The sequence below is a fragment of the Bartonella krasnovii genome (assembly GCF_003606345.3).
Lineage (GTDB): Bacteria > Pseudomonadota > Alphaproteobacteria > Rhizobiales > Rhizobiaceae > Bartonella > Bartonella krasnovii.
The window spans coordinates 1,287,490-1,309,353 of record NZ_CP031844.2 but is presented as its reverse complement, the minus strand read 5'-3'; the positions used below and the strand labels follow the sequence as shown (position 1 = coordinate 1,309,353).

The 21,864-nt window shown below is 38.9% G+C and carries 15 protein-coding genes and 1 other RNA gene; all 16 read left to right on the top strand.

What is annotated here, in order from left to right; genetic code table 11:
- Window positions 1-15 precede the first annotated feature (15 nt).
- The 16 genes from ettA to murB all read left to right on the top strand — a co-directional run bounded on the left by ettA (window position 16) and on the right by murB (window position 21,646).
- Window positions 16-1,665 (top strand): energy-dependent translational throttle protein EttA, encoded by a 1,650-nt coding sequence (gene ettA / locus D1092_RS05700; protein WP_120122548.1) that lies wholly within the window; start codon window positions 16-18, stop codon window positions 1,663-1,665.
- A 681-nt stretch (window positions 1,666-2,346) separates the two neighbouring features.
- A complete protein-coding gene (locus D1092_RS05695; RefSeq protein ID WP_120122546.1) occupies window positions 2,347-3,285 on the top strand; it encodes a methyltransferase domain-containing protein in 939 nt (312 codons plus the stop codon).
- A 2,076-nt stretch (window positions 3,286-5,361) separates the two neighbouring features.
- Entirely contained in the window at window positions 5,362-5,757 is a 396-nt protein-coding gene (locus D1092_RS05685; protein WP_120122544.1) for a hypothetical protein, read from the top strand.
- A 1,323-nt stretch (window positions 5,758-7,080) separates the two neighbouring features.
- Window positions 7,081-7,590, top strand: a complete 510-nt coding sequence (locus D1092_RS05680) for a lytic transglycosylase domain-containing protein (protein WP_120122543.1) — start codon at window positions 7,081-7,083, stop codon at window positions 7,588-7,590.
- Window positions 7,591-7,673: 83 nt separating this feature from the next.
- An RNA gene (gene rnpB / locus D1092_RS05675) (RNase P RNA component class A) lies at window positions 7,674-8,063 on the top strand.
- A gap of 263 nt (window positions 8,064-8,326) precedes the next feature.
- A complete protein-coding gene (gene rsmH / locus D1092_RS05670; protein ID WP_120122542.1) occupies window positions 8,327-9,325 on the top strand; it encodes a 16S rRNA (cytosine(1402)-N(4))-methyltransferase RsmH in 999 nt (332 codons plus the stop codon).
- The gene (gene ftsL, locus D1092_RS05665; protein WP_120122541.1) at window positions 9,322-9,729 is read left to right on the top strand and encodes a cell division protein FtsL; all 408 of its coding nucleotides are present in this window, start codon (window positions 9,322-9,324) and stop codon (window positions 9,727-9,729) included. Before rsmH ends, ftsL begins: the two co-directional genes overlap by 4 nt.
- Window positions 9,726-11,468, top strand: coding sequence for a peptidoglycan D,D-transpeptidase FtsI family protein (locus tag D1092_RS05660; protein ID WP_120122540.1), 1,743 nt, complete (start codon window positions 9,726-9,728; stop codon window positions 11,466-11,468). The genes ftsL and D1092_RS05660 overlap by 4 nt, the downstream gene beginning before the upstream one ends.
- Window positions 11,469-11,491: 23 nt before the next feature.
- A complete protein-coding gene (locus D1092_RS05655; RefSeq protein WP_120122539.1) occupies window positions 11,492-12,943 on the top strand; it encodes a UDP-N-acetylmuramoyl-L-alanyl-D-glutamate--2,6-diaminopimelate ligase in 1,452 nt (483 codons plus the stop codon).
- Window positions 12,940-14,361 carry a UDP-N-acetylmuramoylalanyl-D-glutamyl-2,6-diaminopimelate--D-alanyl-D-alanine ligase gene (locus D1092_RS05650; protein ID WP_120122538.1) on the top strand — a complete coding sequence of 474 codons (1,422 nt, stop codon included), beginning with the start codon at window positions 12,940-12,942 and terminating at the stop codon, window positions 14,359-14,361. The genes D1092_RS05655 and D1092_RS05650 overlap by 4 nt, the downstream gene beginning before the upstream one ends.
- 21 nt (window positions 14,362-14,382) lie before the next feature.
- Complete coding sequence (gene mraY, locus D1092_RS05645) at window positions 14,383-15,453, top strand: phospho-N-acetylmuramoyl-pentapeptide-transferase (protein WP_120122537.1); 1,071 nt, start codon at window positions 14,383-14,385, stop codon at window positions 15,451-15,453.
- A 4-nt stretch (window positions 15,454-15,457) separates the two neighbouring features.
- Window positions 15,458-16,852: a UDP-N-acetylmuramoyl-L-alanine--D-glutamate ligase gene (gene murD, locus D1092_RS05640; protein WP_120122536.1), complete on the top strand. Its 1,395-nt coding sequence runs from the start codon at window positions 15,458-15,460 to the stop codon at window positions 16,850-16,852.
- A gap of 146 nt (window positions 16,853-16,998) precedes the next feature.
- A complete protein-coding gene (locus tag D1092_RS05635) occupies window positions 16,999-18,147 on the top strand; it encodes an FtsW/RodA/SpoVE family cell cycle protein (protein ID WP_120122535.1) in 1,149 nt (382 codons plus the stop codon).
- A complete protein-coding gene (locus tag D1092_RS05630; RefSeq protein WP_120122534.1) occupies window positions 18,144-19,280 on the top strand; it encodes a UDP-N-acetylglucosamine--N-acetylmuramyl-(pentapeptide) pyrophosphoryl-undecaprenol N-acetylglucosamine transferase in 1,137 nt (378 codons plus the stop codon). Before D1092_RS05635 ends, D1092_RS05630 begins: the two co-directional genes overlap by 4 nt.
- Window positions 19,264-20,691 (top strand): UDP-N-acetylmuramate--L-alanine ligase, encoded by a 1,428-nt coding sequence (gene murC, locus D1092_RS05625; RefSeq protein WP_120122533.1) that lies wholly within the window; start codon window positions 19,264-19,266, stop codon window positions 20,689-20,691. Before D1092_RS05630 ends, murC begins: the two co-directional genes overlap by 17 nt.
- The gene (murB, locus tag D1092_RS05620) at window positions 20,669-21,646 is read left to right on the top strand and encodes a UDP-N-acetylmuramate dehydrogenase (protein WP_120122800.1); all 978 of its coding nucleotides are present in this window, start codon (window positions 20,669-20,671) and stop codon (window positions 21,644-21,646) included. The genes murC and murB overlap by 23 nt, the downstream gene beginning before the upstream one ends.
- The last annotated feature ends 218 nt before the right edge of the window (window positions 21,647-21,864 follow it).

Genomic DNA, 21,864 nt, shown 5'->3' with positions numbered 1-21,864 from the left:
TATAAAGAGAAATTTATGGCACGTCAATTTATCTACCATATGGCTGGGCTCAACAAGTTTTACGGCAATAAAAAAATTTTAGAAAATATTCATTTGTCTTTTTATCCAGATGCGAAGATCGGCATTTTAGGGCCAAATGGCGCGGGTAAATCGACTATTCTACGGATTATGGCTGGGCTAGATAAAGAATATACGGGAGAAGCATGGCTTTCTGAAGGGGCTCGTTGTGGCTATCTACCACAGGAACCTTTGCTTGATGCAAGTAAAGATGTGCTTGGCAATGTGATGGAAGGTGTTGCGGATAAACAGGCTATTCTTGAGCGTTATAACGAATTGATGATGAATTATAGCGAGGAAACGGCTGATGAAAGTGCAAAGCTTCAGGATATTATTGACAGTCAGAATCTTTGGGATTTAGAAAGTCAAGTGGAAATGGCGATGGCTGCTCTTGGTTGTCCGCCAGCTCAGGGTGATGTGACAAAACTTTCGGGTGGTGAAAAGCGGCGTGTGGCACTTTGCAAATTGCTCTTGTCAAAACCTGATTTGTTGCTTTTGGATGAACCGACAAACCACTTAGATGCTGAAACGACGGCTTGGCTTGAAAGGTATCTGCGTGAATATCCTGGCGCTGTACTTTTGATAACCCATGATCGTTACTTTCTCGACAATGTTACGGGATGGATTTTAGAGTTAGATCGCGGTAAAGGTATCCCTTATGAGGGGAACTATTCTGCTTATTTGGGGGCTAAAGCTAAGCGTTTGGCTCAAGAAGGGCGTGAAGAGGCTGCGCGTCAACGTGCTTTATCACGTGAGAAAGAATGGATTGCTTCTAGTCCAAAAGGGAGACAAGCAAAGTCAAAAGCGCGTATTAAAGCTTATGATGAGTTGGTTCAGGCGGCACGTGAACGCCGTCCTGGAGAGGCGCAAATCATTATTCCTATTGGAGAAAGATTAGGTCAGGTTGTTATTGAAGTTGATCATCTCTCTAAAGCTTATGGTGAACGTGTGTTGATTGATTCTCTCTCTTTTAAACTTCCCGCTGGGGGCATTGTTGGCGTTATTGGGGCCAATGGTATGGGAAAGTCGACCTTGTTTAAAATGTTGACGGGACAAGAACAGCCCGATTCAGGTCAAATAAGGATTGGTGAAACAGTTCATATGAGTTATGTGGATCAGAGTCGCGATTCCTTGGCTGGGGATAAAACTGTTTGGGAGGAGATTTCTGGCGGAAATGATATTATTAAGTTAGGCAAATATGAGATGAATAGCCGTGCTTATTGTGGTGCTTTTAATTTCAAAGGGGTCGATCAACAGCAAAGGGTAGCAAATTTGTCAGGCGGGCAGCGCAATCGCGTCCATTTGGCTAAACTTCTAAAAGAGGGGGGGAATGTGCTACTTCTTGATGAACCAACAAATGATCTTGATACTGAAACGTTGGGTGCATTGGAAGATGCATTAGAAAATTTTGCTGGTTGTGCAGTGATTATATCGCATGATCGTATGTTTCTTGATCGATTGGCAACGCATATTTTAGCCTTCGAAGGTGAGGGCCATGTGGAATGGTTTGAAGGGAATTTTGCTGAATATGAGGCTGATAAAGTTCGCCGCCTTGGGGCAGAGTCTCTTAATCCTAAGCATGTAAATTATAAGCCACTTACACGCTAGAATTTCTTAATCTTATTGGAACTTTATCGAGAAAATAAGTGTGTTTTTATGTTGGTGATATTCATCAATAAAGTCGTGTGTGCTTCGTGAAAGTTTTTATTCATTGGAAAAAGGAGAGACTCTTTATGAGTCCACGGTGTAAATAACGCCATTCTACTCATGATATAGCTGTTCTTATTTGTAAAGTTGCCATGAAGAGGGGGAATCTTTTTATGGAAAATGCTATTTTGCAAATGCTCTGATCATTAAGCATGAGCGTCTTTTCTGAAAAAGCGAAAAGTAAAACCATCTTATTATTTATTTTCTCCCCAAGTTGGATCGTTTTTGTTTTGAGATAGTTATGAAGGGGTATTTCATTTACCTTCATGTTTTTTATCCATAGGTTACTGTTTCTGAGGTGCTAGAGAATGGTGTTGTTTGATTTACCATGAATAGGTTTGAAATGAGAAAAAATTACGATACTTTAGCCTTTTATTTAGGTTAAATAATGATAAATAACTATTATAAATCAATATATTATAATTATTTTTGACAATAAAATAAAAGCTATTCATCTTTTACAGTGGCCCATTTTTTTCATAATGTGATAAAAAGTGGGAGAAAAATAGATAAGAATATGCGCATTATGCTTGACTTTTGTTCCTATAAACAAATCTTTATAGGGAGGTTTAGGGAATAATTATGAAAAAAAGTGCAAGTTTAGATGCGATAATTGTGCTGCTGAAAGCAGTTGCAGAAGTGAGTCATTTACGTGTTCTCAGACTCTTAAATCATGAAGATTTAACAATTCCTGATTTTATTTTTATTCTTGATCAGTCGCAAGCGTGTATATTACGAAATTTGTGTTTATTGTACGAAGCACGATTGATTGGGCGTTATCAGAAGGAAGGTTGTCTTTATTTTAAGCTTTGTCATGATTTTTGGGGTAAAGATATTGTGATGAGCATTCTTTCGTCTTTGCCAAAGCATGATATGTTGTTAGCGCACGATTTAGAGCGTTTGAAGGATATCAAAAAGCAGCGTCAAAAAATAAGAAAGAAGCATTTCTTACACAATACGTCGCAATGGGATGTCTTGCGATCGTCCTATGTGACAGATCATAGTGTGGAAAATGCTTTACTTAAGATCGTGGGTGATAAGCCATTTCAGAGGATGCTCAATATTGGAATAGGGGGAGATTCTCTCTTAAAATTGTTTTCTGATCTTTATACGCATGCGGTTGAAGTTGTACTTGATCGTGATATTTTGCATTTGCCTGTTGGAGAGACAACTTTTGATTTAGTCATTCTTCATTGGGTTTTACATTTTCTTGAAAACCCTGAAATGGTTCTTCATAAAATATCAGATGTTTTACGTCCTCATGGGCGTTTATTAATTGTGGATTTTTGTTATCATAAAGTTCAGTCTTCACATCCTGATCAAGAGCTGATGCACCTTGGATTTTCGGCTTCACAAATAGAACAATGGCTTAAAAATGCGGGACTTGTTTTAGAGCAAACGATTTGTCTTACTCCTATACAAAGTAAAAAGAGTGAGGCATGTGTGGTGACAATTTGGCTTGCTCGTGATCCGCGTTTATTGGTTGATGATATTAAAGATAAACAAATCGATTTTGCATAAGCCGTGTTTGTTAATATGCTTTATTCTCTGATCTTTCTCAAGGAATAGCACAGAGATAAAACTTTATTCAATTATTGAAAAGTTATTGTTTTTTTGTATTTGTATTATGTCTTTATATTAAGGTATTGGTATTTCATAGTGGCGTGGAGGTCTGTGTAATAAATTCTTATAGAGTAAGGCTGTAAGAATTATCATTTCAGGTGTCTTGATATCGTGTTATTAATTCATCAATAAATTGATTTTAAAAGATGAATGACCTTGTAAAATTCCAATAAGGTCTTTCAATAAAAGAATATTTTTTATTTTAAATCTTTAATTTTTACAATCTAAAAGCGTCTGTTTTTCTGTTTCAAAAGAGGTTTTGTGTCAATAGAACCGTTTGAAAAAGGCAATAATCCTTTCCTACATATATTCTCAATATGAGAACAGCTGCAATATAATATGGTGGTAGTTTGTACCTTTATAAATGTCAAAGATGGTGCTTTTCAATCTTATCTTACAAGAGTTCATATAACACAGCTATTATATATATGCTTTGTGTTATATTTATAAAAATTAGATTGGCGGTGATCTATGGGTAATCAGCGGTTGAAAGCAATAAAAAAATGAAAGCTTTGTATCTCTTGATCATGAAGGTTATTAAATAAGTCCCTTTTTCTTGCCAAAAGTGAATTTCTGTTTTTGCTTACGCAGGTATCTTTTGGTACAGCTTATTGAGTGATATAGCGTAAAATTCATAGAGCAATATCTTTTTTCGTGTAAATAAAAATTGTAAGCTTGCATCATCGTTTTATTTCCAGTTTTCAATATTGTATTATCCTTGCTTTAAAATGGCTCATCGGAGATATTTTGACTCTTTTTATTACTTTTATTCCTATGCCAATCTTATTTATGATATGCGATAGTGGGCTGTGATTGATTTAATATTGGAAGATGTAAAATAGGGGGCGCTTATAAGGTTGGGGATCGTCATTTAATATGAAAATGATCAATAATTATTAAAATCAATATCTTGATATGTGAAAAGAGTAGAGAAATTTTTGAATATAAAAATTGTTTTATTGATCATTTTGTAAGGCAGTTTAAGTGGTAAAGATTAAAAGAAATATCTGCATTCATCGTTTCTTTTACGATAGCATGGAGGGGTTTGTTGGCTATTGTAAGATAGTTTATTGTTATTGGGAATGATCATGGGGCATGATTTGAAATAAATACCTTTAAAGGTTTCATTTTTTCATAAGTTATTTCAATTCTTTATTGATGTTAGCAGTCAAGAGATTTGATAATATTTTTAAAGGGGCATTTTCAGAAATCTTCATAAAGATAGATAAAATTTTCTCTCTAATTTATTGTTTTTATTAAATAATTTATCTGTTCTTTTGAACAGATGTTTCTACTGTTATTGTATAAGGCAAAAGACGACGTTTTTCTTTTGTGGTGATCGCTGTTGGACAAGTGATTCTGCTGATTCTATCTTTTATAGGATGAATATATACAGATTACTTGTTTTTTAATAATGAGTACCAGAGTTGTGAAAGAAATTATTATAAAAATTATGATGGTTGTAGATTCTGATTAATACTTTTGAGAATAAAATTGCTTCAAATTGGTGCATTTTGAATTTTTTTTGCCTAAATTTCACCATTTTTAAACAATTTATAATTCTTTTTTGTTTTTTTGCGTATAAGATGATAAGAATTTCTTGTTGTTTAAAGCATTTTATTCCATAGCAAGAATATTGCATCGGTTATCTTAGTGGTCGATGCGAGAAGACGGTCGGGGAACCTCCTCCCCCCCCCCCCGCGTGGATCCCCTAGATCGTCTGGCCTGACTGAGGATTTCCTCAGTCAGGTTTTTTTATAAGTTATTTTTAGGGCTTGGTAAGGTGTTTTTAGGGGCCTTAAAAGGTGTTAAATTTATTATTACGTGGCATGTAGTTTTAGGGGGATAAGAGTTCGTTGAGTGGTTTGTGTTATCGTGTTGGTTTTCAATAATGAGAGTTTTTCTTTATTGAAAAATCGTTGAATGCTATAAAGAGAATCTGTGTTTGATTCTGTGATCTTTAGGTAAGAGATAATGGGATTTTTCTCCAGTCGTATTGCTTTTATTTTATTTATATTTCTTTTTTTTGGCGTGGCTATTTTTGCTTCTCGCAGTGTCGTGGTTCATAAGTTCCTTTCTAGCTACCTGTTCTCTTCTTCCTCCTCTTCTTCTTCTTCTCAGCAGGTTGAGGTAACAGAGGCGTTATTGCTAGAGAGATGGGCGATGGCTTTTCCAGATGTTATTGAGCGTCTTTCTAAGATGAGTCCTCAGCAGCAAGAGCTGTTTATTGAGCAAGTGCGTCGCGATGCGGTTTTATTTGCTTCTGAAAGTGGTCAGAGTCGTGAAAAGGCCCACAAGTTTGGTGAAACTGTTGCTATGGCTCTCTCAAAAGCGATGTCTCGTCCTTCCATTGCGAATGCTTATTTTTAATTATTTTTTAATCGCGCTTTGGGGGGTGATTTTAAGGGGGAGGGCTTTTTGTGACGTTTTGAAAAGTGCAAGGAAAATAGTCAACTTGTAAGATCATTAGTAAAATTTATATTACCTAAAAGGTAAAACAATCGGATTATAGGAATCATGTTGTGATCATTATAGGAGTGATCGCAGGTTTATCGAGAGCTATTGTGGTTCACTGTATGATCAATGGTTACAGCGATAAAAAGAATAAAAAGCAGCTTAAATCAAAACAGACTTTTCATAAAGGGTGCGAATAATCTGAGAGCACTTATCGCTAGCAAAGCAAAGGCACGAATTGTCATAATAAAACATGTTAAGCAGATTTTAAGATGTTTATTTATTTGTACGATTTGTAAAGATGGGGTGCTAGACTGATAAGATGATAACCCGGGATCAAGTAAAAAATGTTTAGATGAGGATGAAAGGTCCATTTCCGTCAAAAGGCCTTGAGGATATTGTATTTTTGAGAATTAAAAAACAGATAAAAATAATTATTAAGCTTTGTTGTATGAACAAAGAAGTATATTGTTTTTAATAGTCATTTATCCTTTTATATGTGAAGAGAGAATCTCGAATATTATGGAATTATTCTCTTGTTTTCAATCTGTTAAAGAAATCAAAATCAGTTTTTTACACAACACAAAGCAAGGGGCTTTTGTGGATAAAAGCTCTTTTTAGAAAGAAGTAAAAAGCTTCTTTAAGTTATCTCAAATACCAAAGGCCGTTTTGACTTGATAAGGAGTATGAGAGTTTTGGTATATTTATGAGCTTTTTATGCACGATGCTGGGGTGAGAGATTGGTTTTGGTTAATGGTTTATTGAGGATAAAGAGTGTTGCGGTCATTTATTTGTGCATGAGAAGCATGGATAACGGTTTTTATTTTTGTGAAATTTTTGCGATATCGAGACTCTTCAATAGATGATTTTGTCTCTATTGCTTTGTGAATTGATCTCAATAAAGAATTTAATCATCGTCTGTAAAAAATATTATGTCTATTTAAATTTCTATCTTTGTACTATAAAAACTGGTGATACAACAGCAATAATAGAAATGGATCGAGTATATCATATTCATTGAATATGCTATAAGATTAGCTATAGTATCTTTATTTTTTTATTTTATGATATAGGGAAGTCTATAATTTGTGTATAAAGAGATTTTCTTTTGATATAGAGTTTTATCTTGAAATTGTCTTAGTATTTCCTTTTTAAAGCCGTTCTTTTGCTTTCTTTTTTGTACAATATGTTTGCAAACTACTTGGAATAGAATTTGAGAATGTTGTGAAGAGAAAGAAAATGCAATTTTTAAAAATCTTGTTAAATACAGCGTGTGCTGTATTTTTTATATTTAATATAAACTGGACTCATAGTGCCTTAAATATTGCAGAATCAAAAGAAGGCTCAGTAATTGTTGCTTCTAAGACATCTGCGCGTCCTTATGAGTTTCTTATTCGGAAACTTGCAACAAAGCATAATGTTCCCGTTAATTTAGCACATGCTGTTGTAAAAGTTGAAAGTAATTATAAGGCAAGCATAAAAGGGGCCGCGGGTGAAATAGGTTTGATGCAAATAAAACCTTCTACGGCGCGAGGGTTGGGCTTTAGTGGTTCTGTAAAAGATTTATACGATCCTGCGACCAATCTTGAATATGGTATGCGTTATTTGGCGCGGGCCTATAAGCTCAGTGGTGGAAGTACGTGTGGCACAATCCTTAAATATAATGCAGGTCATGCTGCAAAAAAAATGAATTCTATTTCGGCAAAATATTGCGCAAAAGTGAAAATGTATTTAGCTTCATTAAAATAAAAACGCTTTTTGAAAGGGAGTGGCTATAAAATATTTTAAGTTGCTATTTTCACGGAGCAGAAAATGTTTTATAATTTAGCACATCAGTCGGCTGGGCAGCCGCGCTTGTCCAGTGCTGAAAAGCGGCAGGTGAGGAAAGTCCGGGCTCCATGGAAAGACGGTGCCGGGTAACACCCGGCGGGGGTGACCCTAGGGAAAGTGCCACAGAAAGTAAACCGCCTATTTTTATAGGTAAGGGTGAAAGGGTGGAGTAAGAGCCCACCGCGCATTCAGTAATGAATGTGGCAAGGTAAACCCCACCGGGAGCAAGACCAAATAGAAATGACGTGCAAGATTTAATTGCAGCCGATTTCCGGGCGAGTCATTCGGGTAGGTTGCACGAGGCGGATGGTAACATCCGTCCCAGATGAATGGTTGCCATGTAAAGTATGAGCTTTACTATACAGAACCCGGCTTATAGGCCGACTGATATTTCATGATGATACACGATATTTTATACGCTCAATGACGTATGGGGTTTTATGAAGTCTGTATTTGAAACGGGCTCTTGAATAAAGAGTATTTTAAAAAATTATAACATTTCTTTAAGTATAATACACTAGGATATGTCTTGGGATAACTTTAGCTTTTTTCCTTCATAGTCATTAATATGAAAGTTAAGGGTTAGGTTATTCTTATATCGGTTGTTATGAGAGAGCTGTTGATTTGAAACAGCATAACTTCAAGACGGATTATTTTGACAAAACAGGATCAAAGAGCTGAACGCCATATTCCAGTGTTGTTGCAGCCAGTTTTGGCTGGTCTTATGCCATTGGTTGGAGCAAAAGTGATTGATGGCACCTTTGGTGCTGGTGGTTATACGCGCGCCTTGTTAAAGGCGGGGGCACAGGTGATTGCTCTTGATCGTGATCCTCATGCTATTGATGCAGGGAAATCTCTTGTTGATGAATTTTTTCCACGGCTTCGTTTGGTTCATATGGAATTTTCACAGCTCGATCGTGTTGTTGAAGAGAAGGTGGATGCGGTTATTTTGGATATTGGTGTTTCTTCAATGCAGCTTGATGAAGCAGAAAGAGGTTTTTCTTTTCAAAAAGATGGTCCCTTAGATATGCGAATGGCTCAGAGGGGTTTTACAGCGAGTGATGTTGTAAATCATTTAAAAGCAAGAGATTTAGCACGTATTTTTAAGATATTAGGAGAAGAGCGTTATGCGGGGCGAATTGCACGAATGATTGAAAAGCGTCGTGTTGTTCAGCCTTTTTTGCGTACAGGTGATCTTGCGCATGCCATTGAGATGTTGATAGGGCGAAAACCTGGAGATCGCATTCATCCTGCAACACGTGTATTTCAGGCTCTTCGTATCTATGTTAATGATGAAATTGGTGAATTAGCGCGTGGTTTATTTGCTGCTGAACGCATTTTAAAAGCTGGAGGCCGTTTGGGCGTTGTCAGTTTTCATTCTCTTGAAGACCGTATGGTCAAAAGATTTTTTGTCGCTCGTTCTGGAGAAGGTATGAGATCACGCTATTTGCCTGAAATAAAGCATTCTCCAGCAACATTTTTCCCTTTGTTTAAAGGGGGAATAACGGCAAATAAAGAGGAATTACAGCAAAATCCTCGTTCCCGTTCTGCGAGATTACGTATGGGGGTGCGAACTGATGCAGAAGCTCTTGGGGAGGATATGAAGTTATTTGGTTTAGCAGAGATTGCCGGTTTTGAAGGTGGCAAGAAATGACAGTTTTCCGTACATTTGATATGACTTTAGTGATGATTATGATTTGTATGGCTGGTCTTACTTATAAAGTAAAATATGATGTTCAAAAACGTATGAGCGAGGTTCGTCATCTTGAGCATGAAATTGCTGCAGCAAAAAATACGGTAAGTTTGCTTCATGCTGAGTGGGCTGTCATGATAAAGCCTTCACGCATGCAAAAACTTGCGAAACGTTATCAAAAACAACTTGGGTTAGAGGTTATACAGCCGCATCAAATCGTGGAGCTTAAAGATATTCCAGTACGAGAACACGATCCAATTGAAGAAATAATTAAACAAAATACCTTGGAAGATAATCAGGATATTTTAGCAAATAATAGGGCTTCTCAAGTCAATCGCGTTGTTCAAAAAGGCGTACAGCAATGAAATCGGCTTGTTTATCCTCACAGAAAAAAAAGCGCTTAAAGGATTCGTTGAATCATCCTAATGTTTCTATTCGTCGTTCGTACTCTAGTCGTCCACGTTTGCTCTTTTCGTTGTTCTGTTTTTTGGTTTTATATGGCATCATGGGAGCTTGCCTAATTTCTTATGGGTTGGAAGGTGGACAGATTGAAGAAGCAAAAGGGCCAAGCATTCTTCAATTGACGGCACGACCTGATATCGTTGATCGTAATGGTCGTTTATTAGCAACAGATATTAAAACCTATTCACTTTTTGCTGAGCCACGACGTATTATTGATGTAGATGAAACAATAGAATTGCTTTCAACAGTTTTGCCTGATCTGAATTGGCAGGAAACTTATAAGCGTTTAAAAAGAAAAACCGGTTTTTCTTGGATACAGCGTGGGTTAACACCTATGCAGAAAACGCAAATTATGGCTCTTGGCATTCCAGGAATTGGTTTTCGAACTGAAATTCGTCGTTTTTATCCTGATGGGGCTATAACTTCCCATATTCTCGGCATGGTCAATGTGGATAATCAGGGCATTGCAGGTATGGAAAAATATATCGATGATACGGGGTTGAGTGCTTTGCGTGCTGCTGGTCTTGCTGTGGAAGAATCATTAAAACAAGTTCAGCTTTCGATTGATGTGCGACTTCAAGCAATTGTTCATGATGAACTTATTCAGGCTATGAAGCGTTATAAGGCAATTGCTGCAGGTGCTGTTATTTTAAATATACATACGGGGGAAATCTTGGCTTTGGCATCACTTCCAGATTTTGATCCTGGAAATCCTATTGAAGCTTTAAAAAGTGATCGTCTTAATCGGATGACGGCTGGAACCTTTGAAATGGGTTCGATCATTAAAAGCTTTACGACCGCCATGGCCCTTGATTCCGGTATTTTTCACTTAAACAGTGTTATCGATGCTTCAAAGCCCATAAAAGCAAGTAGTGGCTATACGATTCATGATTTTCACGGAAAAAATCGTCCTTTAACGTTATGGGAGGTTTTTATTTATTCTTCCAACATTGGTTCTGCTAAAGAGGCTTTAGCAATAGGGATTGATAAACATCGTAGTTTTTTGCAAAAACTTGGACTTTTGGATCGTCTTAAAACAGAGTTGCCTGAAGTTGCACATCCTATTGTGCCCCATCATTGGAAGGATATCCATTCTATGACAATTTCTTTTGGGCATGGTATGGCGACAACACCTTTGCAAACAGCTGTTGGGGCTGCTGCTTTAATGAATGGTGGTTGGTTGATTACACCGACATTTTTAAAACGGACAAAAGAACAAACTTTGCACCATGCAAAACAGGTTTTGAAAGCCCAAACAAGTCAGAATATGCGTTACCTCTATAAATTAAATAGTGATATTGGCTCTGGACGTAATGCAAAAGTAGAAGGCTATCGGGTGGGTGGAAAGACAGGAACAGCTGAGAAAGTTGAAAATGGAAAATATTCTAAAACAAAAAATTTCAATAGTTTTCTGGCTGCTTTTCCGATTGATGATCCTGCTTATGTTGTTTTAACAATTATTGATGAACCTAAGCCAGAGGAAGGAAAACATTCCGCAACAGCAGGGATGAATGCTGGACCAATGCTTGCGAATATTGTTCGTCGCTCAGCCAGTTTTCTTGGTATAAAACCCGATTTTAAAAAAGAATATGAGCCTTTTTTAGGTAAAAAGAGCCATTCAAGTTTCGTTAAACAGCGGTAAAATGAATATAAAGGTGCGTTGTTATGTTGTTTGGAACAGTTTTTACAGAATGTCTTGAAGATCAGAAGCTTTCTTCAATGGAAATAACAGGGATCAGTGCAGATTCTCGACAAGTCTTGCCGGGCTATGTTTTTGTCGCTGTTCGAGGAAAGCAAGGGGATGGAAGAGACTATATCAATGATGCGATAAAGCGGGGAGCGCGCGCAATTGTTACTGATTGCGAGGCGGTTTTTGAGGACTTATCCGTTCCAATTTTACGTGTTTCTAATGTTCGTCATAGTCTTGCGTTGGCCGCTGCACGTTTTTATGGCTCTCAGCCTGAAACGGTCGTTGCTGTAACCGGTACAAGTGGTAAAACATCTGTTGTCTCTTTTGTTCGGCAAATTTGGACTCATGTTGGGTTTTGTGCTGCCAGTATAGGAACGGTTGGTGTTGTTTCACCTCACCGGAATGATTATGGTTCTCTTACAACACCTGATCCAGTTGTATTGCACCGTCTTCTTTGTGAAATTTCTCATGAAGGTGTGACACATGTAGCTCTTGAAGCTTCTTCACATGGGCTTGATCAAGGACGCCTTGATGGAGTCCGTTTAACGGCTGGTGCCTTTACCAATTTAGGGCGAGATCACATGGATTATCACAGGTGTGTAGAGGATTATTTGCGGGCGAAAATGAGGTTGTTTGATACACTGTTGCCTGAAGATGCTCCCGCTCTGATTTTTGCTGATGATGTTTATTCACAAAAGGTTATTAATGCTGTTACACAAGCGCGCCGCCGTATCTTGACAATTGGACGTAAGGGGCAATTTATCACGATTAATCGTGTTGAACATCAACGTTCAAAACAGTGTATCGAGTGTCGTGTGGAAAATAAGATTTATACATTTAATTTGCCTTTAGCTGGAGATTTTCAGGTAACCAATGCACTTGTGGCGGCTGGACTAGCCATTGCAACAGGTCTTTCTCCTGATAAGGTTTTTTCTGCACTTGAAACTTTGCAGGGGGCCCCTGGTCGATTGGAGCTTGTTGGAAAGAAAGAAAATAATGCGCCTGTCTATATTGATTATGCGCATAAACCAGAAGCTTTGGAGCAGGTTTTACTTTCTGTTCGTCCCTTTACGCAAGGGCGTTTGGTTGTTGTTTTTGGTTGTGGAGGAGATCGAGATCAAGGGAAAAGAGCTTTGATGGGAAAAATTGCAGCCGATAAAGCGGATATTGTTATTGTAACGGATGATAATCCGCGCACAGAAATACCAGAAAAAATACGCAAGGATATTTTGCAGGCGGTACCAACAGCAATAGAAATAGCAGATCGTGGTGAAGCTATTTCTTATGCTGTGGGGCTTTTGAAAGCTGGTGATACACTCATCATTGCTGGAAAAGGTCATGAAGATGGCCAAATTATAGGGCAGACAACTTATCCTTTTTCAGATCGCCTGAAAGCGATAGAAGCTCTAGAGGATCCAAGGAGATGACAACTTTATGGGATAAACAAGCACTTGTTGCGGCCATTGATGGTATTGGTATAGGAAACGTGCCGGAAACTTTTACTGGGGTTTCCATTGATAGCCGTACTCTTGTAGAAGGCGATATTTTTTTCTGCATTAAGGGGAATTATCTCGATGGTCATGATTTTGCTGCGCAGGCTTATGCACGAGGTGCAGGCGTTCTTATTGTTGCAGAAAATCGTTTGAAGGATATGGAAAAGATATCAGCTCCATTGATTGTTGTTCCTGATGTGTTGCAAGCCCTAGAAAAACTTGGAAAAGCCGCACGAAAACGTTCAAGAGCTAGAATTATCGCGATAACAGGATCGGTGGGAAAAACAACAACAAAAGAAGCTTTAAAACAAGTCCTTGCAATGGCGGGGAATGTTCATGCCAATCTTGCTTCTTTAAATAATTGCTGGGGGGTTCCACTTACTTTGGCACGAATGCCTAAAGAGAGTGATTATGGTATCTTTGAAATTGGTATGAATCATAAGGATGAAATTCGTCCTCTGGTTAAACTGGTTTGTCCGCATGTTGCTCTCATTACGCATATTTGTGCAGGACATATGGGTTTTTTTAAAGATCTTGAAGAAATAGCAGAGGCAAAAGCTGAAATTTTTGAGGGATTGAATGAGAAAGGCATTGCTATTTTAAATGCAGATAGTGATTTTTTTTCTTATCTCGTTCAAAAAGCAATGCAATGCGGTGTGAAAAAGATCCTAAGCTTTGGTGAGACTGAAAATGCTGATTATCAGGCACGGGATATACGTCTTTTAACCGATCATTCTTCTATGATGGTGCGCATTGGAGGACAGGATAAGGAGGTCCAAATTGGTGCTCCTGGACGCCATATTGTGCAAAATAGTTTAGCTGTTCTTGCTGTTTGTGATGCCATTGGTGTTGATTTAGACCCTATTGCACTTTCTTTGAGCCATTTTTCTTCTCAAAAAGGGCGGGGGGTTCGTTATCGGTTGTCTTTATCGAATGGAGGTGAATTTTATCTCATTGATGAAAGCTATAATGCTAATCCCGCATCTATGCGTGCAGCTCTTGAGCTTCTTGCGACAGGACCAGTCGGGGAAGGGGGGCGGCGAATTGCTGTTTTAGGGGATATGCTAGAGTTAGGAAAGTATAGTGAAAAGCTTCATCGTGATTTAATAAAGCCAATACGTTTTTCTGGTGCTAATCCTGTTTTTTTATTTGGTAAGGCGATGAAATCTTTAGTCAGTGATTTATCTGCTGATGTTGAGGTCCATTATGATGAAAATATTGAGAAAATTTTACCACTTCTTTTGGCAGAAATTTCTCCGGGAGATCTCTTGATGATTAAATCATCCAATAGCCTTTGTTCATCAAATATTGTGACGGCATTGCTTGAGCGCTATAAAGCGGTTTTTTCATAGTTTTAAGAGGTTTTTTATCCCATGATGCTGTTTTTTTCTTCGTTTAGTGATTGGCTTCCAGGCGTGAATGTTTTTCGCTACATTACTTTTCGTACGATAGCAGCGATGCTGACTTCGGGACTCATTGTTTTTTTGTTTGGACCTAGCATCATTGCTTCTCTTAAATTGCGGCAGGGCAAAGGGCAACCAATTCGTGCCGATGGTCCCCAAACACATTTTAAAAAGGCTGGAACACCTACAATGGGTGGATTAATGATTTTAACAGGCATTGTTGTATCGGCATTTTTGTGGTGTAACTTATCGAATATTTATTTTTGGGTATCACTCTTGGTTATGCTTTCTTTTGGGGCAATTGGATTTTATGATGATTATCTTAAGGTTACAAAACAAACAGACAAAGGATTTTCTGGGAAAGCACGGTTGAGCTTGGAGTTTGTTGTTGCAGCAATTGCAGCTTTTATCATCCTGCAAATTGGCTCATCTGGATTCGCTTTGCCTTTTTTGAAAGATTATCTTATCAATTTAGGTTGGTTTTTCATTCCTTTTTCTGCTTTTGTTATTGTCGCGACAGGGAATGCGGTTAATTTGACGGATGGTCTTGATGGGCTTGCTATTGTTCCTGTGATGGTTGCTGCCTTATCTTTTGCTCTGATTGCTTATCTTTGTGGTAATATGAATTTTGCTGATTATCTCCAAATACATTATGTATCGGGAACAGGTGAATTGGCTGTTTTATTGGGAGCTGTTGTGGGGGCAGGGCTTGGCTTTTTATGGTTTAATGCACCACCTGCTGCTATTTTTATGGGGGATACTGGTTCGTTGGCTCTTGGAGGTCTCTTGGGGACTGTTGCGGTTGCTACAAAACACGAAATTGTGTTGGCTCTTATTGGTGGACTGTTTGTTGTGGAAGCTTTTTCGGTCGTTATTCAGGTTGGTTATTTCAAATTAACAAGAAAACGCGTGTTTCTTATGGCACCAATCCATCATCATTTTGAAAAAAAAGGCTGGACTGAAAGTCAAGTGGTGATACGGTTCTGGATCATTTCAATAGTTCTTGCTCTCATTGGTCTTTCAACACTTAAATTGCGGTGAGATTTTGATTTCTATTGCGTGTTATAAGGGGAAAAAAGTTGCTCTGTTTGGATTAGGAAAGTCCGGATTAGCAACGGCACAAGCGTTGATGTGTGGCGGTGCAGAAGTGGTGGCATGGGATGATAATCCTGCGAGCGTGCAAGAAGCTTTTCAGCAAAATATTCCAACAAGAGATCTCCACAGTGAAGATTGGTCAGAATTTGTATCATTGATTCTCGCGCCTGGTGTTCCTTTAAATTATCCTCAACCTCATTGGGTTGTTAAAAAAGCACGTCAAGCGAATATAGAAATTATCGGTGATATTGAATTATTTGTTCGTGCGCGCCATCATTTTTTACAGCGTTATGGTTTTTGTGATGAGGATGTTCCTTTCATTGCGATTACGGGTACGAATGGAAAGTCGACAACAACGACTTTGCTTGCACATTTGTTGGAAAAAATGGGTTATGATGTGCAAATGGGGGGAAATATTGGAAATGCAATATTGATGCTTAAGCCTTTTGTTAAACAACGTATCTATGTGATTGAATGTTCATCATTTCAAATTGATCTTACGCCCTCTCTTCAGCCAACCATTGGGCTTTTATTAAACTTGACACCTGATCATATTGATCGTCATGGGAGTTTTGCGCATTATGTGCAAACCAAAAGGCATTTGGTTGCTCAGGCTTCTCAGGCTTTTATTTCAGTTGATGATGCAGCTTGTAAGATGTTGTATCAACAATTGCTTCACGAGGGGCATCAAATTGAGGCTATTTCCAAAGATCATTTGCTAGAAAATGGTTTTTATGCAGAGGGGACCAAGCTCTTTTCTGTTCGTCAAGGACAGCGGCATATGCTTGCAGATCTTGCTTCTGTGCCTTCTTTGCGCGGAGGTCATAATGCGCAAAATGCTCTTATGGCTTTGGCAACGTTGCAGGCTTTGAAAATAACCGATCCCTCTATCAGCAAGCATTTAGCAAGCTATAAAGGATTGCCTCATCGTATGCAGCAGGTGCGTAAAATGGGGGCGGTTTTATTTATCAATGATAGCAAGGCGACGAATGCGGATGCAACAGCGCCTGCACTTTGCGCCTTTAATGATATTTTTTGGATTGTTGGGGGGCAGGCAAAAAAGGGAGGAATTGAGTCTCTTAGAGATTTTTTTCCTAAAATTCGTAAGGCCTATTTGATTGGGAGTGCAGCAGAAGAATTTGCCCGCATTATTGGTTCTGCTTTTCCCTTTTCAATGAGTTTAACTTTGGAGAATGCGGTGCGTGAGGCCACCATTGACGCAATGCATTGCAAGGCAAAGGAGGTGGTGGTTCTTTTGTCACCTGCTTGTGCAAGTTATGACCAATTTAAAAATTATGAGATGCGGGGTGAAGCATTTATCTCTTTGGTGATGCAATTACAATAACAAGAGGCATTACTTATAATAAAAAATATTTTGCGTTAAGACTCCGGAATCTTTTTTTGTGTAATTTATTTTTAAAGTGTTTGTGGACAGGTTGGGGGAACCTTATCACTTTGAGATAATTTATAAAACAGATAAGGTGGATATAAATGATTACGCGTGCAGATAGAGATCCAATTGCGAATTGGTGGTGGACAATTGATCGCTCTATTTTCGCGGCTTGTTTAATTTTAATGGGGATTGGCATTATGTTGTCTTTTGCTGCGAGTCCCACTATTGCAAAAAAAATCGGAATTTCTGATAGTTTTTATTTTGTTCGCTGGCATATCATTTTTAGCATTTCAGCATTTTTTACGATGGTTACTATTTCCTTTTTTTCGCTTCCTAATATTCGTCGTTTATGTGCACTTTTGCTCATTGTAACGCTTGCTCTTATGGTTGCAACCTTATTTTGGGGGCCTGAATTAAAGGGAGCACGGCGGTGGATTTTGCTCTTTGGTTTTTCTGTACAAGCTTCAGAGTTTATGAAGCCGGCTTTTGTGGTGATATCCGCTTGGCTTTTTTCAGAACAGATACGCAAGAGGGGAATTCCAGGTTACATGTTAGCAACTCTACTTTATGCTATTTGTTGTGTTCTTCTGGTTTTACAGCCTGATATTGGACAAACAATTTTAATAAGTGCAACATGGGGAGGGCTTTTTTTTATTGCTGGTGTGCCTCTTATGGTTATTTTTTTCTTTCTCATTTTGGGCGTTGTAGGAATTATTCTTGCTTATCTTTTTCTGCCTCATGTGCGCGATCGTATCAATGGTTTTTTGACAGGGGAAGGAGATACCTTCCAAGTGGATGTAGGACGTGAGGCTATTTTAAATGGTGGTTGGTTTGGGCAAGGTCCTGGAGAGGGAACAGTAAAACGTATCATTCCTGATAGCCATACAGATTTTGTATTTTCTGTTGCTGCTGAGGAATATGGTATTATTCTTTGTTTGTTAATTATGATGCTTTTTGGCTTTATCGTTATGCGTTCATTGTATATAGCTATGAATACGCGTGATTCCTTTATACGTCTAGGTATTACGGGCATAGCCATGATGATAGGCTTTCAATCAGCGATTAATATGGCTGTTAATCTTCACTTAATCCCTCCCAAAGGCATGACATTGCCGTTTATTTCTTATGGTGGTTCATCAATGGTGGCAATTGCGTTTTCAATGGGAATTTTACTCAGTTTAACACGTCGTTGGCCAGAATCCCGTCTTTCAGCTTTTTCTTCTTCTGTCTTGGATACCTCTTCATGAATGATAAAAAAGTTATTGTTTTGGTGGCGGGGGGGACAGGTGGACATCTTTTTCCTGCTGAAGCCCTTGCTGTTGAATTAAGATGGCGTGGATATGATGTTCATTTAATAACAGATGAAAGAGCGCGATCTTTTGTCCGCAGCTTTGATAAAGAGCATACACATATCGTTTCATCGGCAACGTTTACACGATGCCATCCTTTTGCTTTGATAAAAACATTTTGGTCTTTGCTTAGAGGTATGGGGCAATCGTTGGGGCTGTTTTATAAATTACGTCCTGTTCTGGTTGGCGGTTTTGGGGGGTATCCGAGTTTTCCTCCTCTTTTTATTGCGGCCTTAATGCGGCGTGTAACATTTATTCATGAGCAAAATGCCGTTATGGGGCGTGCTAACCGAGTGTTGGCAATTTTTGTGCGTGCAATCGCTGGTGGTTTGTTATCACCACATGGTCCTTATGCTCATAAAACGCTTTTAACGGGGAATCCAGTGCGTGAGGCTGTGTTGAAGGCGGCTGAAATTTCCTATCAGCCTTCTATAGGTGATGAGCCGTTTTATTTTTTGATTTTTGGGGGTAGTCAAGGGGCTTCTTTTTTTTCACATATTGTTCCAGAAGCGATTGCTTTGCTCGATGATCAGAACCGTAAACGCTTAAAGATTGTACAGCAAATTCGTGGTGACGCTGAAGAATTGATTAAAACTTATTGCGATATGGGCATACAAGCTGAAGTTGCTCCTTTCTTTGATGATATGGCTGAACGTATGGCACACGCCCATTTTATTTTGTCGCGTGCTGGGGCTTCATCGGTTTGTGAGATAGCGGTGATTGGTCGACCTGCTTTGCTTGTTCCTTATCCTCATGCTTTGGATCATGATCAGTCTGCCAACGCTGCTCTTCTTGCACGTGTGGGTGGTGCGCAAATTATATTAGAAAAAGATTTAAATGCACAAAAGCTTTCTGCTCTTCTAATGCAAGCTTGTTGTGCACCCCATTTATTGGAAAAACAAGCGCTTGCTGCAAAAAAAGTTGGGCAACCTCATGCAACTCGGTGCCTTGCTGATATGGCTGAATCCTTAATTGCAGGGCGATTGTTGTCAGATATAAAAGAGGAGCTTTTTGATGAAAATGCCACTTGATATAGGCGTTATCCATTTTATTGGAATCGGGGGGATTGGTATGAGTGGAATTGCGGAGGTTTTTTATAATCTTGGCTATAAAGTTCAAGGGTCCGATCAAATTGAGAGTGCCAATGTTGAACGTTTACGGAGAAAAGGAATTAATGTTCATATCGGTCATTGTGCTAAAAATTTAGGAAATGCAGAGGTTGTTGTTTTTTCTACTGCCGTTAAAAAAACAAATCCTGAGTATATTGCTGCAAAAGAAAGACATTTGCCGCTTGTCAGACGTGCAGAAATGCTGGCGGAATTGATGCGATTCCGGCGCGCAATTGCGGTAGGTGGTACACATGGTAAAACAACGACTACATCAATGGTTGCAGCGCTTCTTGATGCTGGTCGTTTTGATCCAGTGGTGATTAATGGCGGTATTATTAATGCCTATGGTACGAATTCTCGTACGGGAGAGGGCGATTGGATGATTGTTGAAGCTGATGAAAGCGATGGAACATTTTTAAAGTTGCCTGCTGATATTGCTGTTGTTACCAATATTGATGCTGAGCATTTGGATCATTATGGAAGTTTTGATGCTGTGCGTGAGGCTTTTCGACAATTCGTCGAAAATGTCCCTTTTTATGGTTTCGCTGTTTTGTGTCTTGATCATCCAGAGGTTCAGTCATTGGCGGGTCGTATTGATGATCGTTGGGTGATTACTTATGGTGCAAATCCACAAGCGGATGTTCGTTTTCTTAATCTTTCGATGGATGGTCAAAAAACGTATTTTGATGTTCTTGTTCGTTCACGCAAGACAGGAAGGACGATTGAGTTGAAAAATTTGCTTTTGCCCATGGCAGGAGAGCATAATGTTGCCAATGCAACAGCAGCGATAGCGATTGCGCATGAACTTGGTATTTCAAATGAATTAATAAAGAAGGGTTTAGCGGAATTTGGAGGCGTAAAACGGCGTTTTACACGAACTGGAAGTTGGCGTGGCATTGAAATATTTGATGATTATGGACATCACCCTGTTGAAATAAAAGCTGTTTTGCGTGCGGCGCGTGAGAGTGCAAAAGGGCGTGTCATTGCCATTGCACAGCCCCATCGTTATTCGCGTTTGTATCATTTATTTGATGAGTTTGCTGCTTGTTTTAATGATGCTGATACAGTGTTGATTGCCCCTGTTTATGCGGCTGGAGAAGAGCCTATTGTAGGGGTTGGTTCGCAAGAATTGGTAGAACATATTAAAATGGCAGGTCATCGTGATGTGCGCTTGATACACGGTCTGGAAGATGTTGTATCTCTTGTCTCAAAATTTGCTCAGGCAGAGGACTATGTTGTTTTTCTTGGTGCTGGCAATATTACACAATGGGCTTGTGCGTTGCCTCATCAGTTGTCGGGACTTGATGATCATGATAAATTTTCAGCACATTGATGGTGAAGCGCTATTGGCGCAATTGCAGCCGCTGTTGGGTGGTATAAGAGGTAAACTTACCCCTAATGTTGAGATGCGTAAGGTGACATGGTTTCGCACCGGTGGGTTGGCAGAGCTTTTTTATCAGCCTGTTGATGAAGAAGATTTAGCTCTCTTTCTTCAAAATTTGCCTGAAACTGTTCCTGTAACAATTGTAGGTATTGGTTCTAATCTTCTGGTGCGTGACGGGGGCGTTCCTGGGGTTGTGATTCGTCTTTCACCCAAAAATTTTGGGCAAGTACAGCAAGTTTCTTCAAAAAGCTTTTTAGTTGGCGCTGGTACAGCGGATAAACATTTAGCTGCCGCTGCTTTAAAGGCCGAAATTGCAGGTTTCCATTTTTATCATGGTATTCCTGGTGGTCTTGGAGGAGCTCTCAAAATGAATGCGGGTGCAAATGGTGTTGAAACCGCAGCACGTGTTGTTGAGGTCTATGCGCTGGATCGTAAGGGACAACGTCATATCTTGAGTTTAAAAGATATGCATTACTCCTATCGTCATTGTGATATTCCTAAAGATTTTATTTTTACGGCTGCTTTGTTGGAAGGGGAACCTGGTCATAAAGATGCTATTCGTGCTGCTATGGATGAAGTTGCTCTCCATAGAGAAACTGTACAACCTATTCGTGAAAAGACAGGGGGGTCAACTTTTAAAAATCCTAAAGATACATCCGCATGGCGTATGATTGATGAAGCAGGGTGTCGAGGTTTACGAGTTGGTGGCGCTCAAATGAGTGAAATGCACTGTAATTTTATGATTAATACAGGGCAAGCAACCGGCTATGATCTTGAAGTGTTGGGAGAAACAGTGCGTGCGCGTGTTTTTGCACATTCGGCTCACCTTTTACAATGGGAAATAGAGCGTATTGGTCAATTTGAGCAGGGTCGAAGTGTTTCTCCTTTTGATCCATTTCATTGATTTATTGTTCACTAAAAAAGTGCAAATAAAAAATTGAGTCATTTCAAAGAGATAATAAAAAAATTCCATTAAGAATCAATAAATTAACAAAGAATATCTTGCATCAGGCTTTTGAGTCTGATTCATTATGCGAAATGCTAGGTTATTGATTCGCAAGGATAAACTGTGTTTTTTCTGTATGTGGTACTGATGTCTTCTATATAGGCTACATATAGTAT

What these genes read in the sequence shown, in the direction of transcription:
- D1092_RS05680 (WP_120122543.1), top strand. Translation starts at nt 7,081, where the DNA reads ATGCAATTTTTAAAAATCTTGTTAAATACAGCGTGTGCTGTATTTTTT.
- D1092_RS05660 (WP_120122540.1), top strand. Translation starts at nt 9,726, where the DNA reads ATGAAATCGGCTTGTTTATCCTCACAGAAAAAAAAGCGCTTAAAGGAT.
- D1092_RS05630 (WP_120122534.1), top strand. Translation starts at nt 18,144, where the DNA reads ATGAATGATAAAAAAGTTATTGTTTTGGTGGCGGGGGGGACAGGTGGA.
- D1092_RS05635 (WP_120122535.1), top strand. Translation starts at nt 16,999, where the DNA reads ATGATTACGCGTGCAGATAGAGATCCAATTGCGAATTGGTGGTGGACA.
- murB (WP_120122800.1), top strand. Translation starts at nt 20,669, where the DNA reads ATGATAAATTTTCAGCACATTGATGGTGAAGCGCTATTGGCGCAATTG.
- D1092_RS05655 (WP_120122539.1), top strand. Translation starts at nt 11,492, where the DNA reads ATGTTGTTTGGAACAGTTTTTACAGAATGTCTTGAAGATCAGAAGCTT.
- D1092_RS05695 (WP_120122546.1), top strand. Translation starts at nt 2,347, where the DNA reads ATGAAAAAAAGTGCAAGTTTAGATGCGATAATTGTGCTGCTGAAAGCA.
- D1092_RS05685 (WP_120122544.1), top strand. Translation starts at nt 5,362, where the DNA reads ATGGGATTTTTCTCCAGTCGTATTGCTTTTATTTTATTTATATTTCTT.
- ftsL (WP_120122541.1), top strand. Translation starts at nt 9,322, where the DNA reads ATGACAGTTTTCCGTACATTTGATATGACTTTAGTGATGATTATGATT.
- ettA (WP_120122548.1), top strand. Translation starts at nt 16, where the DNA reads ATGGCACGTCAATTTATCTACCATATGGCTGGGCTCAACAAGTTTTAC.
- mraY (WP_120122537.1), top strand. Translation starts at nt 14,383, where the DNA reads ATGATGCTGTTTTTTTCTTCGTTTAGTGATTGGCTTCCAGGCGTGAAT.
- murC (WP_120122533.1), top strand. Translation starts at nt 19,264, where the DNA reads ATGAAAATGCCACTTGATATAGGCGTTATCCATTTTATTGGAATCGGG.
- D1092_RS05650 (WP_120122538.1), top strand. Translation starts at nt 12,940, where the DNA reads ATGACAACTTTATGGGATAAACAAGCACTTGTTGCGGCCATTGATGGT.